The sequence below is a fragment of the Neorhizobium alkalisoli genome (genome assembly GCF_007829835.1).
Lineage (GTDB): Bacteria > Pseudomonadota > Alphaproteobacteria > Rhizobiales > Rhizobiaceae > Neorhizobium.
In genome coordinates this window covers 444,603-458,794 of record NZ_VIWP01000004.1, presented here as the reverse complement: position 1 = coordinate 458,794, position 14,192 = coordinate 444,603, and the positions used below count along the sequence as shown (strand labels likewise).

The 14,192-nt window shown below is 61.1% G+C and carries 20 protein-coding genes and 1 tRNA gene; 9 read left to right on the top strand and 12 right to left on the bottom strand.

All coding sequences use genetic code 11. The features are described 5' to 3' along the window. Positions 1 to 22: 22 nt before the first annotated feature. Positions 23 to 523, top strand: coding sequence for an RrF2 family transcriptional regulator (locus FHW37_RS18040; protein WP_145638852.1), 501 nt, complete (start codon positions 23 to 25; stop codon positions 521 to 523). A 28-nt stretch (positions 524 to 551) separates the two neighbouring features. Next, entirely contained in the window at positions 552 to 1,013 is a 462-nt protein-coding gene (locus tag FHW37_RS18035; protein ID WP_145638850.1) for a carboxymuconolactone decarboxylase family protein, read from the top strand. Here the strand turns inward: FHW37_RS18035 and FHW37_RS18030 are convergent, their stop codons facing one another. The 3 genes from FHW37_RS18030 to FHW37_RS18020 form a co-directional block, all read right to left on the bottom strand. After that, positions 1,014 to 1,658: a YitT family protein gene (locus FHW37_RS18030; RefSeq protein WP_145638848.1), complete on the bottom strand. Its 645-nt coding sequence runs from the start codon at positions 1,656 to 1,658 to the stop codon at positions 1,014 to 1,016. Continuing rightward, on the bottom strand, positions 1,658 to 2,308 hold the full coding sequence (locus FHW37_RS18025) for a YitT family protein (RefSeq protein WP_246690809.1): 651 nt from the start codon (positions 2,306 to 2,308) through the stop codon (positions 1,658 to 1,660). The genes FHW37_RS18030 and FHW37_RS18025 overlap by 1 nt, the downstream gene beginning before the upstream one ends. Positions 2,309 to 2,413: 105 nt before the next feature. Then, entirely contained in the window at positions 2,414 to 3,343 is a 930-nt protein-coding gene (locus FHW37_RS18020; protein WP_145638846.1) for a class I SAM-dependent DNA methyltransferase, read from the bottom strand. A gap of 166 nt (positions 3,344 to 3,509) precedes the next feature. On the opposite strand from FHW37_RS18020, the gene FHW37_RS18015 reads away from it, so the two are divergent. From FHW37_RS18015 to FHW37_RS18005, 3 genes are read left to right on the top strand one after another with little or no spacing between them, the layout of a single operon-like run. Further along, positions 3,510 to 3,776 (top strand): DUF6460 domain-containing protein, encoded by a 267-nt coding sequence (locus FHW37_RS18015; RefSeq protein ID WP_145638844.1) that lies wholly within the window; start codon positions 3,510 to 3,512, stop codon positions 3,774 to 3,776. 1 nt (position 3,777) lies between these two features. Beyond that, positions 3,778 to 4,263: a CAP domain-containing protein gene (locus tag FHW37_RS18010; RefSeq protein WP_145638842.1), complete on the top strand. Its 486-nt coding sequence runs from the start codon at positions 3,778 to 3,780 to the stop codon at positions 4,261 to 4,263. A 5-nt stretch (positions 4,264 to 4,268) separates the two neighbouring features. Then, complete coding sequence (locus FHW37_RS18005) at positions 4,269 to 5,621, top strand: MATE family efflux transporter (protein WP_145638840.1); 1,353 nt, start codon at positions 4,269 to 4,271, stop codon at positions 5,619 to 5,621. Here the strand turns inward: FHW37_RS18005 and FHW37_RS18000 are convergent. Both FHW37_RS18000 and FHW37_RS17995 read right to left on the bottom strand, forming a co-directional pair. Further along, positions 5,597 to 6,688, bottom strand: coding sequence for a quinone-dependent dihydroorotate dehydrogenase (locus tag FHW37_RS18000; RefSeq protein ID WP_145638838.1), 1,092 nt, complete (start codon positions 6,686 to 6,688; stop codon positions 5,597 to 5,599). The two genes, FHW37_RS18005 and FHW37_RS18000, sit on opposite strands and share 25 nt — an antisense overlap. Further along, entirely contained in the window at positions 6,685 to 7,032 is a 348-nt protein-coding gene (locus tag FHW37_RS17995) for a DUF952 domain-containing protein (protein WP_186458299.1), read from the bottom strand. Before FHW37_RS17995 ends, FHW37_RS18000 begins: the two co-directional genes overlap by 4 nt. Before the next feature lie 85 nt (positions 7,033 to 7,117). Here FHW37_RS17995 and FHW37_RS17990 point away from each other — a divergent pair, with 85 nt between their 5' ends. The 3 genes from FHW37_RS17990 to FHW37_RS17980 all read left to right on the top strand — a co-directional run bounded on the left by FHW37_RS17990 (position 7,118) and on the right by FHW37_RS17980 (position 9,059). Further along, positions 7,118 to 7,519 carry a hypothetical protein gene (locus FHW37_RS17990; protein ID WP_145638836.1) on the top strand — a complete coding sequence of 134 codons (402 nt, stop codon included), beginning with the start codon at positions 7,118 to 7,120 and terminating at the stop codon, positions 7,517 to 7,519. Positions 7,520 to 7,602: 83 nt separating this feature from the next. After that, positions 7,603 to 8,256 carry a response regulator transcription factor gene (locus FHW37_RS17985; RefSeq protein ID WP_145638834.1) on the top strand — a complete coding sequence of 218 codons (654 nt, stop codon included), beginning with the start codon at positions 7,603 to 7,605 and terminating at the stop codon, positions 8,254 to 8,256. A gap of 137 nt (positions 8,257 to 8,393) precedes the next feature. Continuing rightward, positions 8,394 to 9,059 carry a S24 family peptidase gene (locus FHW37_RS17980; protein ID WP_145638832.1) on the top strand — a complete coding sequence of 222 codons (666 nt, stop codon included), beginning with the start codon at positions 8,394 to 8,396 and terminating at the stop codon, positions 9,057 to 9,059. 42 nt (positions 9,060 to 9,101) lie between these two features. Here FHW37_RS17980 and FHW37_RS17975 read toward each other — a convergent pair whose 3' ends face one another. Further along, entirely contained in the window at positions 9,102 to 9,935 is an 834-nt protein-coding gene (locus FHW37_RS17975; RefSeq protein ID WP_145638830.1) for a transporter substrate-binding domain-containing protein, read from the bottom strand. Positions 9,936 to 10,178: 243 nt separating this feature from the next. Between FHW37_RS17975 and FHW37_RS17970 the strand changes: the two genes are divergently transcribed. After that, positions 10,179 to 11,990, top strand: a complete 1,812-nt coding sequence (locus tag FHW37_RS17970; protein ID WP_246690808.1) for a glycosyltransferase family 2 protein — start codon at positions 10,179 to 10,181, stop codon at positions 11,988 to 11,990. 6 nt (positions 11,991 to 11,996) lie between these two features. On the opposite strand, the gene FHW37_RS17965 is transcribed toward FHW37_RS17970, so the two are convergent. The 6 genes from FHW37_RS17965 to FHW37_RS17940 all read right to left on the bottom strand — a co-directional run bounded on the left by FHW37_RS17965 (position 11,997) and on the right by FHW37_RS17940 (position 14,154). Beyond that, positions 11,997 to 12,347, bottom strand: a complete 351-nt coding sequence (locus FHW37_RS17965) for a YkgJ family cysteine cluster protein (RefSeq protein ID WP_145639325.1) — start codon at positions 12,345 to 12,347, stop codon at positions 11,997 to 11,999. 20 nt (positions 12,348 to 12,367) lie between these two features. Next, positions 12,368 to 12,691, bottom strand: coding sequence for a hypothetical protein (locus FHW37_RS17960; RefSeq protein WP_145638825.1), 324 nt, complete (start codon positions 12,689 to 12,691; stop codon positions 12,368 to 12,370). Between the two features lie 94 nt (positions 12,692 to 12,785). After that, positions 12,786 to 13,166, bottom strand: coding sequence for a DUF6481 family protein (locus FHW37_RS17955; protein WP_145638823.1), 381 nt, complete (start codon positions 13,164 to 13,166; stop codon positions 12,786 to 12,788). Between the two features lie 47 nt (positions 13,167 to 13,213). Next, positions 13,214 to 13,429, bottom strand: a complete 216-nt coding sequence (locus FHW37_RS17950; protein WP_145638821.1) for a hypothetical protein — start codon at positions 13,427 to 13,429, stop codon at positions 13,214 to 13,216. 123 nt (positions 13,430 to 13,552) lie between these two features. After that, on the bottom strand, positions 13,553 to 13,762 hold the full coding sequence (locus FHW37_RS17945) for a cold-shock protein (RefSeq protein WP_186458298.1): 210 nt from the start codon (positions 13,760 to 13,762) through the stop codon (positions 13,553 to 13,555). 318 nt (positions 13,763 to 14,080) lie between these two features. Continuing rightward, positions 14,081 to 14,154 (bottom strand) — tRNA-Gly (locus tag FHW37_RS17940). Between the last annotated feature and the right edge of the window lie 38 nt (positions 14,155 to 14,192).

The window sequence follows — 14,192 nt, the reverse complement described above, 5'->3', positions numbered from 1 at the left end:
TATCCGTGATTAGGAGATGGCGATGAAACTGAGTGACGGCGTCGAACAGGCGATCCATTGCGTGGCGGTTCTGTCCGGCCTTTCGGAGGGCGGCGTGCTTTCGGCTGCGGCGCTTGCGGAATTTCATGGCGTCTCGACGAGCTATCTCCTGAAACACATGCAGGCGCTGTCCGGCGCCGGCCTCGTTGCCACCATACCCGGCCCGAAAGGCGGGTACCGGCTGGCAAGGACGCCGGAAGAGATCACCCTGCTCGATATCGTGCTGGCCGTCGAAGGGCCGGCGCCGGCCTTTCGTTGCGCGGAAATCCGCCAGCGCGGGCCAAACCCTCTGCCGGGGCGCTATTTTACAAAACCCTGCCAGATCAATGCGGCGATGCTGAAGGCCGAAAAAGCCTATCGCGCCGAACTCGCCAAGGTGACGATCGCTGCCATCACGGCGGAACTCTACGCATCCGACGACGGCGGCATCGCCGCCCGCGGCTGCGCCTTCATGGACATTCACGAACGCAAATCGGCTCGCTGAGCGCGGGCAAAACCAAGGAGAGACGATCATGCATCCCCGTTTCAATTTCTACAAAGCCGCCCCCGACGCCTACAAGGCCGTCGCAGATCTGGAAACCTATGTCCAGAATTCCGGCCTCGAGCGCCGCTTCATCCACCTGATCAAGCTCAGGGCCTCGATCATCAATGGCTGCGCCTATTGTGTCGACATGCACGTCAAGGAAAGCCGTCATGACGGGCTTTCCGAACAGTGGATCAACCTGATGAGCGTCTGGTGGGAATCGCCGGTCTATGACGACAAGGAGCGCGCTCTTCTCGGCTGGGTCGATGCCGTCACGAAAATTTCCGAGACCGGCATTCCGGACAGCGCTTATGAAGCCTTCAAGGCGCATTTCTCCGAGGAAGAGATGACGAAGATCACGGTTGCGATCGGTGCGATCAATGTCTGGAACCGGCTGGCCGTCGGGTTCCGCGCCCAGCACCCGATCGACAAGGTCGCGAACGCCGCCTGATCAACGGACTATGTAACGATCGGTGCGGTGGTTGATGGCGAGCGTCAGGTTCAGCGTCACTGCCGCCAGCACCGAGCAGGCGATGACAAAGGGGCTGGCGACGAAGAAGGAGAGGATCAGCACGAGGCAATCCAGACCCAGCTGGACGAAGCCGGCCCGCCAGCTGAGCCGGTCCTGCAGATAAAGGGCCAGAATGCCGAAACCGCCGAGCGAGGCGCGGTGGCGGAAGAGGATCAGCATGCCGCAACCGATCAACAAGCCACCGAACAGGGCAGCGGCGATCGGATCGATATGATCGATGCCGATCAGCTTTGGCAGGACCCCGGTCAGGAACGAGGTGAGCGCCACGGCGGAAAAGGTCTTGAGCGTGAAGGCAAGGCCGAGGCGTTTATAGGCCAGCCAGTAGAAGGGCAGGTTCAGCACGAAGAAGGCGGTGCCGAAGCTGACATCCACGGAGTAACGCAGAAGGAAACCGAGGCCGGCCGTGCCGCCGATCAGGAGATGGGCGCTGGCCAGCATGGTGACGCCGAGCGCCGCCAGCATGGAGCCGGCAACGATGCCTTGCACATCCTCGACCAGCGAATGTTTTTCCGAACTGGAGGACCAGAGGCCGATCGGGCTTTTCTGCTTGGCGGCCTCTGTCATCAGCGCACCGCGATGTAACGGTCGGAGCGATGGTTGATGGTCAGCAGCAGGTTGAGCACGACGGCGCTCAACAGCGACCACAGGACCGTCATCGGGCTTACGACGAAAAAGGCGGCGGCCATGACGCAGAGGTCGAAGGCAAGCTGCACGAGGCCGGCGGGGATCTTGAACCGGTCCTGGATATAGATCGCCAGAATGCCGATGCCGCCGAGCGAAGCGCGGTGGCGATAAAGGCCGAGCAGGCCGAAACCGATCAGGATGCCGCCGAGCAGAGCTGCCCAGAAGGGGTCGAGATACTGGATGACCATGAAGCGCCGCTCCAGCTCGGCGATCACCGAAACCATGGCGATCGAGACAAAGGTCTTGAAGGAGAAGCCGACGCCGAGGCGCTTGAAGGACAGGTAATAGAAGGGAAGATTAACGACGAAGAACAGCACGCCGAAGGGAATGTCGAAGGCGTAATGCAGCAGAAAGGCGACGCCGGCCGTGCCACTGGTCAGAAGGCCCACCTGGTTCAGGAGATAGAGCCCGAGCGCCGCCACCATGGAGCTGATGAACAGGCCCTGCGCATCTTCAAGCTTGGTGTGACGTGCCGGATCGAGGCTATAAAAGCCCAGCCGGCGCTTTTGTGCGCTCTGTTCGTCGGCCAAATTGTTCCCCTAATTTTTGCGTGATTGTGCATCGCGATAGCGGCTTCATCAAGCGCCATCAACGGCCGCGGCGAGCGGCTGAAGAAAAAGCAAGAAAGGGTTGTTTCAGCCCGCCTTGCGCGACAGAAACAGAATGCCGCGAACCGGTTTTCCGGCATCCATGCGAATGACCGTATTCTCGCTTTCCACGGGCGTCAGGCCATGGCGGGCACAGAGTGCCGCGACATAGAGTTCGGAATGGGCGTAACGCAGGGAATCCCGCAGGCGAAACGTCTCGTCCTCACCGGCATCCTCGACCGAAAAGGCAAACAGGCCCGAGGGTTTCAGAAGCGCTGTAACAAGCGGAAAGACCGTTTCTAGCGAACCGAGATACATCAGCACATCGGCGGCCGAAACGAGATCGGCGCGTCCATGGCCAAGACCTTCTGAAAACAGGCCGGATTTTTCCACCGAGAGGCTGAGATCGGCCTGTCCGAGATGATCGTAAAGATCCTTTTCGCGCGCCTTGGCGAGCATGTTGAGGGAGAGGTCGAAACCTTCCAGCCGCTCGGCGCGATCGCGGATCTCGGCACCAAAGAGCCCGGTGCCGCAGCCGAGATCGACGACATTGGAAAAAGGCCCGTAGGCTGCAACCAGCGCCGCAAGCTTGCCCGGCACGGAATAATCGAGCTTTTCGACCAGAGCCGTGTCGAATTTTGCTGCGTAATCGTCGAACAGACCTTCGACATAGCGGCTCGGCGGGCGATCCGGGACGGAGCCTGCGCCGAGAAGCGCCAGTTTCAGGCTGGCGCCGAAAACGTCACTGGGCTCGAGAACCAATACCTGGCGATAGGCCTGGGCTGCGGCGGCAAGGCCGCCTTTCTCCCGATATTCGCCAAGCCGGAACCAGCCCGCGGCCCATCCCGGCACGATTTCCAGCGCCTGCTCGATCAGTTCGGCAGCCGCTTCGAAATCACCGCCTTCCGCCAGCATGCGGGCGTAATCGGCACGACGGTCGGCGATCACGTCACCGGACGAAAATTGGCTGGGAGGCATCGGTTTTTCCTGAAATCCGATCGGTCTTCGCCGAAGCCATAAAAAAACTCAAGTTCTATCTGAGGAGGCGCTTCTTATCTTTAAGACTTGCCGCTTGAGACGGTGCCTGCGGCTTGCGATCCACGTTGCTGCCGACTATCTCTCAAAACAATCGAAATGAAGAAGGATGCCGGATACCGTGAACAGATTCCTTGGCGACACACCGGGCCGCACGCTCGTCAAACTGATCGTCGTCTGCCTTCTGGTCGGCTTCGTACTGGCGTTTTTCGGCTATACGCCCGACAATATTATCGGCTCGCTGAGATACCACTTCTACGACCTGTGGTATAACGGCTTTGCCGCGCTCGGCAAGGTCGGCAACTATCTCCTGCTCGGAGCGATCGTGGTGATCCCGCTCTTCATCATCATCCGGCTGATGAGCTTTCGGCGCTGACATGTCCGTTTCAGTCTATCCCTCTCGTCGCAGCTTCCTTCTTCTGTCGGCAACCGCTCTAGCGCTTGCCGGCTGTTCCACCACGGCGGTCCTGGTGCCGACACCGGGCGCCGAGGACGATACGGAAGCGGCCCTTCCCACCGTCAACAAGCTGCGCCAGTCTCGCGGCCTTTCCACGCTGACGCTCGATCCTTCCGCCCGCAAGGCGGCAGCGGCCCAGGCGGTGCGGATGGCCAAGGCGCAGGAGATGAAGCACCTGATCGGCTTCGGCGACGATTTTGGCGCCCGCATGAAGCGCAATGACGTGACCCTGCCCGCCGCGGAAAATATCGCAAGCGGCCAGACATCGGTCGATGCGGCGGTGGACGCCTGGATTAATTCTCCAAAACATCTCGAAAACATGCTCGGTGGCTACAAGGGCCTCGGCGTCGCCATGTCGAAGGCAAGCGACGGCAGGACCTATTGGGCCATGGTCCTTTCGGGCTGACACTCATGAACGGGCCGGGGGATATCGAACAGCAGATCCGGCCTTTCGAGGTCACCCACCGTCTGGTGCTCGGCATTGCCGTGCCGATGACATTAGGGCTCCTGACAGCACCGCTGCTTGGCCTGACCGGTACAGCCGTCGTCGGTCATCTCGGCTCGGCTGAAGCCCTGGCCGGGCTCGCGGTCGCCTCGATCATCTTCGATCTTCTTTACGGATCGCTCAGTTTTCTGCGCGTCTCGACCACCGGACTGGTGGCGCAGGCGTTTGGGCGTGACGATCAGCGCGAGCAGCAGGCAATCTTCTTTCGGGCCCTGTTCAGCGCGTTTGGCCTGGGCGTCCTTATCTTCGCCCTCTCGCCGCTGGTTGCTGCCTTCGTCCCGGATATCCTGACCGGCGATCCGGCCGTGGCCGAGGTCGCCCGCCGGTATTTCGCCATCCGTGTGCTGGCAAGCCCCGTCACCTTCGGCAACATGGCCGTGTTTGGTTATCTTTTCGGCCGCGGCCAGGCAATGACCGGGCTGGTGCTGCAGATCCTCATCAACGGCACGAATATCGTGCTCGCCATCCTGTTCGGTGTTCAGTTCGGCTGGGGTGTCGAAGGCGTCGCCTGGGCGACGGTCTTTGCCGAGGCAATCGGCGTCATCATCGGGATCGTCATCGTGCTCAGGCAGTTTTCGAGCGCCTACCGGCCATCGCGCAGCGAAATCCTCGATACCGGCAAGCTGAAGCAGCTTTTTCAGATGAATGCCGATATCCTGATCCGCTCGCTGGTGCTCAACGGCTCGGTGGCGATCATGACCCGCATCGGCGCCGGTTTCGGCGCGGTGACGCTGGCGGCCAATGCCGTGTTGTTCAACATCTTCATGCTCTCGGCATTTTTCCTCGACGGGCTGGCGGGGGCCGCCGAGCAGCTGTCGGGCCGCGCCGTCGGCGCCCGCTTCCGCTCCGCCTTCGACCGCATGCTGCGGCTGACCGGCCTCTGGTCCTTTGCCATGGCCGCCCTGCTCGGCCTGTTCTTCGCCGTGTTCGGAAATGCCGTGATCAACCTGCTCACCACCTCCGACGAGGTGCGGCAGGCAGCCCTCACCTACCTGCCCTGGGCGGCACTGACGGGGATAACAGGTGCGCTCGCCTTCCAGATGGACGGCGTCTTCATCGGGGCGACATGGTCGCGCGAGATGCGCAACATGATGCTCGCCTCATGCCTGGTCTATTGCCTCAGCCTTTACCCGCTCACCACCCTGTTCGGCAATCACGGGCTCTGGATGGCGCTCAATCTTCTGCTTCTGGCACGCGGCCTGTTTCTGGCAGTCATGCTGCCGCGCAAGGCGCGTCAGAGCTTTGCTGCGGCCCAGTGATCGAGGCGCGTATCGCGCAGCTGCCGGATTGAGGTGACGTTTTCCCGATCGAGCAAAGTCGATAGACCGCGGACGATCGAGGACGGCAGGCCCGGCCCTTCATAGACCATGCAGGAATAGAGCTGCACCAGATCGGCGCCGGCGCGGATCTTTTCGAGCGCATCGGCAGCGCTTGAAACACCACCAACACCGATGATTGGCAGGTCGGGACCGACGCGCTTGCGGACACGGGCCAGTACGGCGGTGGAGCGGGCAAAGAGCGGCGCGCCGGAAAGACCACCCGCCTCCTTCGCCGTCACCTGATCTTTCAGACCATCTCGCACCAGCGTCGTGTTGGAGACGATCAGGCCATCGAGATCATGGGCAAGCGCTTCGGCTGCGATATCATCAAGGCCTTCCTCGGTCAGATCGGGGGCGATCTTCAGGAAGACGGGAACCGAGCGGCCATGCCGCAGGGCCTCTTCGGCGCGGGCGGCGAGCACTGCATCGAGCAGCGCCTTCAGGCTGTCACGCGCCTGCAGATCGCGCAGACCCGGCGTATTGGGCGAGGAAATGTTGACGGTGAAATAGGTGGCGAGCGCATAAAAACGCCGAATGCCGGCAACATAGTCGGCGACGCGATCGACCGCATCCTTGTTGGCACCGATATTGACGCCGACGATACCGGGTGCAGCGCCCCTGCCGGACAGACGGGCAAACGCGGCATCATGGCCCTCGTTGTTGAAACCGAGCCGGTTGATGACGCCGCGATCCTCGACGAGCCGGAAAATGCGCGGCTTGTCATTACCGGCCTGCGGTTTTGGCGTGACCGTGCCGACTTCCGTAAAGCCGAAACCGAGCTGCAGCACGGCATCCGGCACTTCGGCATTCTTGTCGTAACCGGCAGCAAGGCCGAGCGGGTTTGCAAAGCGGATGCCGGCAATGGTCTGCGACAGCCGCGGGTCCGGCCTGACGCTGCAGGCGGGCAAGAGGCCGCTTTTCAGCGCTGATATGGAAACGCCATGGGCTTTCTCCGGATCGAAAACAAAGAGGCTGCGTGAGGCGAAGGAAGACAGGCGGCCGATCATGGCATTTTCTCCGGGAAGGCGTGCTGGCCATCGACGCCGATCAAAAGCGGCATTTCCCAGAGCACAGCCGAAAACGGCAGGTGGCCGTAAAGATGCGGGAAGAGATCTCCCCCGCGCGACGGTTCGAATTTCAGCGCATCGCCGAGGGCGAGAACGTTAACGGCGACAAGAAGCAGGCCGGTCACGCCGCCGAAATACAGCCGCGCCGTTTCGCGCGCCTGGGCACCGGTCGAGAAATGGATGTAGCCATCGCGAAGGTCGATTTCCGCACCTTCAAAAACACCCGTGGCCTTGGCTTCGCGCCAGAGCGCCTCGGGCACGATCTTGTACACGATATCGGTCATCAAAAACTCTCGCTGTCGCGGTATACTCGCGACCGTTTGCAGCAAAGGACAACAATTGTCCATGGCACAAAGAGGAGGCTGCACCATGAAAACTGCAATAGTCCTCGGCGCAATGGCGCTTCTGACGCCCCTTCCGGGCCTGGCGCAGGAACCGCGCTTCACCCTTCAGGAGACCGATGGCGGGGTCGTGCGTCTCGACAGACAGACCGGCGCCATGTCGCTTTGCACGCGCGACGGTGGCAATCTCGTCTGCCGCATGGCGGCCGACGAGCGGGCGGCCTATGAAGAGGAACTGGCGCGTGTCGAAAAGCGGGTGGCAGCGCTCGAGGAGCGCGTCAGCCATATGCGGCCCGACACGCTGCCGGATGATGCGGAATTCGAGCGGTCGCTCTCGCTGATGGAGCGCTTCATGCGCAGCTTCATGGGCATCGTCCGCGACTTTACCGGTGAACCGGAGGCCAAGCCGGGACAACCCAACCGTACGTAGTTTCCTCTCTTGTCTCTCCCCGGCGGCAGCGTTACAACTTCATGACAGGAAGCAGGACTGTGCCTTTGGGAGGAGGCGTAGGCATGCAGACACTCACAATCATCATAGCAGACGACCATCCGCTTTTCCGTGGTGCGCTTCGGCAGGCTGCCGAAGGCGTTGCGGGCGAAATCGTGATCATCGAGGCGGGCGATTTCGAAGCCGCCCGGCAGGCGGCAGAAGACAATCCCGACGCCGACCTGATGTTGCTCGACCTTTCCATGCCGGGGGTCAGCGGCTTTTCCGGACTGATGTCGCTGAGGGCAGGTTTTTCCAGCCTGCCGGTCGTGATCGTTTCGGCGACCGACGATTGCGCGACCATCCGCCGGGCCCTCGACCTCGGCGCCTCGGGCTTCATCTCGAAATCCTCCGGCCTCGACGATATCCGCGTCGGCATCCAGGCGGTGCTGGAAGGCGATATCTGGGCCCCGGCCAATGATCATTCAGCCCCCGAGACAATCGAGGACCATGGCCTGACCGAACTCAAGGATCGGCTGAAGACGCTGACGCCGCAGCAGGGGCGCGTGCTCGCCATGCTTGGTGAAGGCCTGCTCAACAAGCAGATCGCCTATGAGCTCGGCGTCTCCGAGGCGACGATCAAGGCGCATGTCTCGGCCATTCTCCTGAAACTCAATGTCGACAGCCGCACACAGGCGGTGATCAAGCTCGGCAAGGTGAATATGGCAATGGTCGCCTGAACTCGCAGAAAGGATTTTATTCCTTTTTGGCTTTACGGATCGGGCAAGCTCGGCTAAATTCCTTCGGCGCTGTTCCCGACATGACCGGCCGTACATGCCGGGAATGCCGAGCGGCTTGAGCCCGGGACTGGACGACGATGCTGTCACACGAAAAGATATGGAGCGCCATCGACAAGCTCGCTGAACGCAATCAGCTGACGCCGTCAGGTCTTGCGCGGCGGGCGGGCCTTGATCCGACATCGTTCAACAAATCGAAGCGGCTTGGTCCGGATGGCCGACTGCGCTGGCCCTCGACGGAATCGATCTCCAAAGTGCTAGATGCGACCGGTGCGACGATCGACCAATTCCTGAGCTATTTTCCTTCCGTCACGGGCCATTCGCAGCTGCCGCAGGGCAGTTTTCCGCCGCAGGCCGGCACGATACCGCTGCTCGGTTTTGCCCAGGCCGGATCGGGCGGTTTTTTCGACGATGGTGGTTTTCCGGCTGGCCAGGGCTGGGATGTGGTGGAATTTCCCGTCGATCCGAGCCGCAAGAGCGGTGTCTATGCGCTTGAAGTGCAGGGCGAGTCGATGATGCCGCTTTACCGCGACGGCGACGTGCTGATCGTCGAGCCGGGGGCGCAGGTGCGTCGTGGCGACCGTGTCGTTCTGAAAACGCGCGAGGGCGAGGTCATGGCCAAGATTCTGACGCGCCAGAGCCCCCGCACCATCGAACTTCTGTCACTCAACCCGGAACACCCAAACCGGTCCTTCGACATTGCCGATGTTGAATGGATGGCCCGTATCATCTGGGCAAGCCAGTAGTAGCAACCGGCATCAGGAAACAATTCCTGACAAGTGATCGGTTCAGTAAAGCCCGTTCGGGAAATAGCGCAGATAGAGCTCCTGCAGACGGCCGTTGGACGACAGGTCGGCGAGCGCTTGATCAAAGGCAGAGGCGAGCAGCGGGTCGTTCTTGCGCAGCATGACCGACAGGCCTTCGCCCAAAAACTTCTGCGACAGATAGGGGCCGTCGAACAGGGCGCAGCAATTGCCGGACGCTTCTCCCGACACCCAGAAGGGAAGCCGCAGGCCATCGGCAAACACGGCGTCCACCTTGCCGTCCTTCAGAGCCGCCAGCATGGCGTCATAGCTATCGAATGGAGTTGCCGTGATCTTCGGGAAAAACGCCTTCAGCATGGCTTCATGCGTGGTGCCGGCAACGATCCCTACCGGGCGGCCGGAAAGCGCCTTTGCGGTGTCGCCATCGATCCTTGCCGCGCGGTTGCGGGCGAAACGGGCCGGAACGCCGAGATAGGGGCGCGAAAACAGGAAACGGGCGCGCAGTTCGGATGTTGCGGCGATGCCGGCCATGACGGCTTCGCCACCACCGCTTTCCAGCGTCTTTTCCAGCTCGTCAAAAGGCATAGCCTGGATCTGGCAGCGGGTTTCCAGCTTCAGCACGGCGCAGATCTCGCGGGCGAGATCGATATTGAAACCGGACAGGCGCCCCGCCTGATCGGCGAAATTGAAGGGCGGGAAATCCACCGTCGTCAGGATACGGACCCGAAGCACGGCCGAAAGATCGGGCCGCGACAGTCTTTCTGCGCCATCGAACATCAGCGGCAATTGCCGCGCGCCCTCGGCAGCACTTGCCGGGGTTGCCGGAAGGCAGGCAAGAAAAACCCCAAAAAGTTGCATTACGGTGAAGATTCTACCGATTTTCAGGGATGAAAACACCGGGTGCATCCTTATGATCCATATCGGGGCTCAAGACTATCTGGACGAAATCATCAGCAACGTGCGCCCGCGGGTCAACGGTGTAACAGAGTGATGGACGTGGGGAAATATCCGCCAGGGGCGACGGATAAATGGGATGATGCGCGCCGCATTCATCCTTTGCGGGGACACGAGGGCGAGAGCCGGCCAGCGCCGGGGACGGAGATGGCGGTGCTGGCCGCGCTCGGCTTTTCGAAACCGCTTCTGGCGCGGCTGGCGCTGACCGCCCGCGCCAACGGCACCACCGTGGAGGCGGAGCTTCTTGCAAGCGGCGAGGTGGAAGAAAATGCCTATTATGGCGCGATGGCGCGGATGCTGCGCCTGCCCTTCGTGAGCGAGATCGACCCGCATCAGGTCGTTACCACGCCATTGCTCGACACGCAGCTGCATCGGCCGACGCTGCTGCGCATCGCTCATCGCCATCGCCCGCAGGAGGCGGCTATCGTCCCCGAGGCGGCACGCTTAAGCGAGATCGCCGCCGCGCTGATGACCATGCCGGCGCTCGGCCGCAACCTTGCCGTCACGACGCCAAGCGCGGTGCGGCGGGCCGTCTGGAAGGCGGGCGAAGACCGCCGGGTGCGGGAAACAACCAACAGCCTGTTCGAGCAGAAGCCGGCGTTTTCGGCCCGAGTCGTGCTCTCCGGCGCTCAAGGGTTTTACGGTGGCATTCTGCTTGCCGCCATCATCGTCTGTTTCGGCGCCCTGCCCTTCGAGACGCTGTACTGCCTGCATGTCGCCCTGTCCTTTACCTATTTCGCATCGCTGATCCTGCGGATCGTCGCGCTCGCGCGCCGAAAATTCATGGCCGTTCCGCGAAAATCTCTCTCTCAGACCGTCGGGCCATTGCCGCGTTACACGGTCATGGTCGCACTTTACCGAGAGGCGGGCATGGCCGAGCAGCTGCTGCGTGGCCTCGAGCGTCTCGACTGGCCGGCATCTCTCCTCGACATCAAGCTGGTTTGCGAGGCCGATGACCGGGAGACAATTGAAGCCTTGCGGGCACTCGGGCCCGGGCCGCAATTCGAGATCGTCGAAGTGCCGGCCTATGGTCCACGCACCAAGCCGAAGGCGTTGACCTATGCGCTTGCGGCCGCACGCGGCGAGTTTCTCGCGATCTATGACGCGGAGGACCGGCCGCATCCGCAGCAGCTGCGCGAAGCCTATCAACATTTCCGCAATGCGCCACCCGAACTCGGCTGCCTGCAGGCGCCGCTGATCATCACCAATGTCGGGCAATCCTGGCTGAGCGCGTTGTTTTCGCTCGAATATTCCGGCCTTTTTCGCGGCCTGCTGCCGATGCTCGGCAGGACGCGCATGCCGCTGCCGCTCGGCGGCACGTCCAATCATTTCCGCACTGCGGCCCTGATCGCTGCCGGCGGCTGGGATCCCTATAATGTCACCGAGGACGCGGACATGGGCATACGCCTCTACCGGCTCGGCTATAGATCAGACGTAATCCAGCGGCAGACACTCGAGGATGCACCCGTTTCGGTTCCGGTCTGGGTGTCACAGCGCACCCGGTGGTTCAAGGGCTGGGTGCAGACCTGGCTGGTGCTGATGCGCGATCCGCGCCGCCTCATCCGCGACATGGGCCTGGTGCCCTTCCTGATCCTGCAATTGCTGGTCGGCGGCATGCTCGTCTCCGCCCTGCTTCATCCACTGATCCTGGTGTTCCTCGGAGTCGGCGCGATCGCATTGCTCGAAGCGCCGGCAAACGAGGTTTCGGCTCAAGCACTTTCGCTCTTCATCCTCGACAGCGTCAATATCGTCGGCAGCTACCTCACCTTTCTCGGGCTCGGCATAGGGTCGATGATCGACCATGAGAAACAGCTGCTCGGGCGCCGCTGGGTCGCGGTGCCGCTCTACTGGCTGATGATCTCCTATGCCGCCTGGCGGGCGGTGCTGGAACTTTACAGAAAGCCGTTCTTCTGGAGCAAGACGCCGCATACACCGCGGACGGATATGAAGGGAAAATAGCCGGCGTTAAACTATCCCGAAAGCAGCGCGCGCCATCCGACATTCGGGATCACCGGGCAAGCAGGCTCGGCATACATCGGGGCGGACCTCATAAACGAGGCATGACGTGCCCTCGCCGATCCGGCCGGAAAGCGCCGAACAGCGTTCGCCATCACAACGCATGCCGCGCTGATCATCGGCCACGTATTTTGCCGGAAGCAGATCCAGAGCCTCGTCGGTTTCCATGGTGAATCTCGGCCATTCGGACGAGTAGGAGCAACAGGCCCCGCATGTCTGACAGTCCCATGACTGGGAATCGTCCGCATCGTCTGCAAACAAAACATGCCCGTCGTAGTCACCGTCTGGACGCGCTTGCATCAAAGACCCCAAGATCACCGTTACTTGTGTTTGAGCAGCCAGATCTTGCCTGCCATGGTAATTGCATGCGGAGTTTCGGCGGCATTTCCTTCAGCGTCAAGAACACGCAGATGACCGTGCTCCCTGAGCTGCTCTACCGTAACGGTCGTCGCGAATTTTATCTTCTGCGGGCGCTCCTTGAAGCGATCGGATTTCGAATAGGTGACGGTGGCATTGAGATGTGTCCATTTTTTCCCGTCTTCCTGGGGATGAAGATCGCCATCCTTGGCAAGCTTCAGGCACCTGACCTGAGTTGGCGTCAACTCGACTGTCAGGTTGGCAGGGGTGGAGGCAATGATGGTCATGTTTGTCATCGTTTCGTTGGTTGATGGCGCTCTTGGGCAGCGGGCATAAACCCGCATCGCATCTGGCGATTTCGGCCTGTGGCGCGAATAATCGTTAAGACCGGCGCGCTTTTCGTGCGGCATATTTCCGGTCGCGTTCCGCCTTGCGGGCGGCCTCGTCTTCGACAACGCGCGTGACGCGGTTTGCGTCTGCCATCTCACGCGCTTCCACCTCGGCGCGAGCGGCCAAAGCTTCGGCGGCATGGCGCTCGGCAGCCTCCCGCATTTCGCGATTGCGCTCATCAAGCTTCGCCTGCTGCCGTTCCGCCTGACGCACTGCACGTGCTTCGGCAACCAGGCGGCGTTCCGCCTGTCTTGCCTCACGAGCAGGAGCATCCGCATCTTTCTTCGCTATGAAGGCCTGAAGAAGGGCTGCCTTGGCATCGGCCGCGGCATTGCGGCGCTGGGTAAGCTCGTTGTCTCTGACGTTTCTCAATATCTCACTCTCGGATAGATCTGTTTGGTGGCCGGCTTGCGGATTGTTCAGAGGATTTTGCCGGAATCGCCAGCGGGGCCTGCGGCAGCATCCTCAGCTTCCTTGGCGAGGCGCGCCTGGCGCAGCCGAGCCGTCTTTTCCTGGCGGGCAAGCTCGACGGAGCTCACTTCTTCGCGCGCGCGGTCACCCGCAAGGAGCGGAGCCTGCGTTTTACCGAACGCCTTCTCGGCGGCCTGACGTCCCTTGCTATAGTTCTCGGTCATCGGCATCCTCCGTGAGAGCCTTAGAAAGCAACAAAAAAGGTCAGGCAATTGCCTGACCTCATATGGTTTCACGCTTTCAGCAGTGCCAGTACATCCGTGGTCAAAGGAAAGCAGATACCGTTGTTAGGCAGCTTGCAGGTTGCTAGCGGACATCTTGCCGGACTTCCTGTCCTGCTCAAGCTCGAAGCTGACCTTCTGGCCTTCAACGAGCTCGCGCATGCCTGCCCTCTCGACTGCCGAGATATGCACGAATGCATCCGGGCCGCCGTTGTCAGGCTGAATAAAGCCGAAGCCCTTGGTGGAATTGAACCATTTAACTGTGCCAGTGGTCATGATGAACCCTTTCATAGCAACATAGAGGAACGACCGCGACGCGGAGCATTGCGGATGGTGGTAACGATGCTTCAAAGGGAGGGTCGATCAACACGCGGTGCCAGACGCGCAGCAAGCAGTTCTCGGCAGAAAAATATCGGTAAACTGTAAATAGAGGTTGGCGCGCAGAAAGTCAACTTTTAGTTTTGCGGAGCCGCAAAATGAAAATCGAATACACCCATTGGTTGCCATGCGTGGAATTGCAGGCGCAATGGCAAACATCACCTTCTGGTATGGCGGCGGCCAACCGACGCTATTCGAGATCACTGGGAAAGCGATTGGAGCGGGTGAAGGGAATCGAACCCTCGTATTCAGCTTGGGAAGCTGCTGCTCTACCATTGAGCTACACCCGCATTCGACCTTGAGCTTTCCAACAGATGCCGGCGGCTGT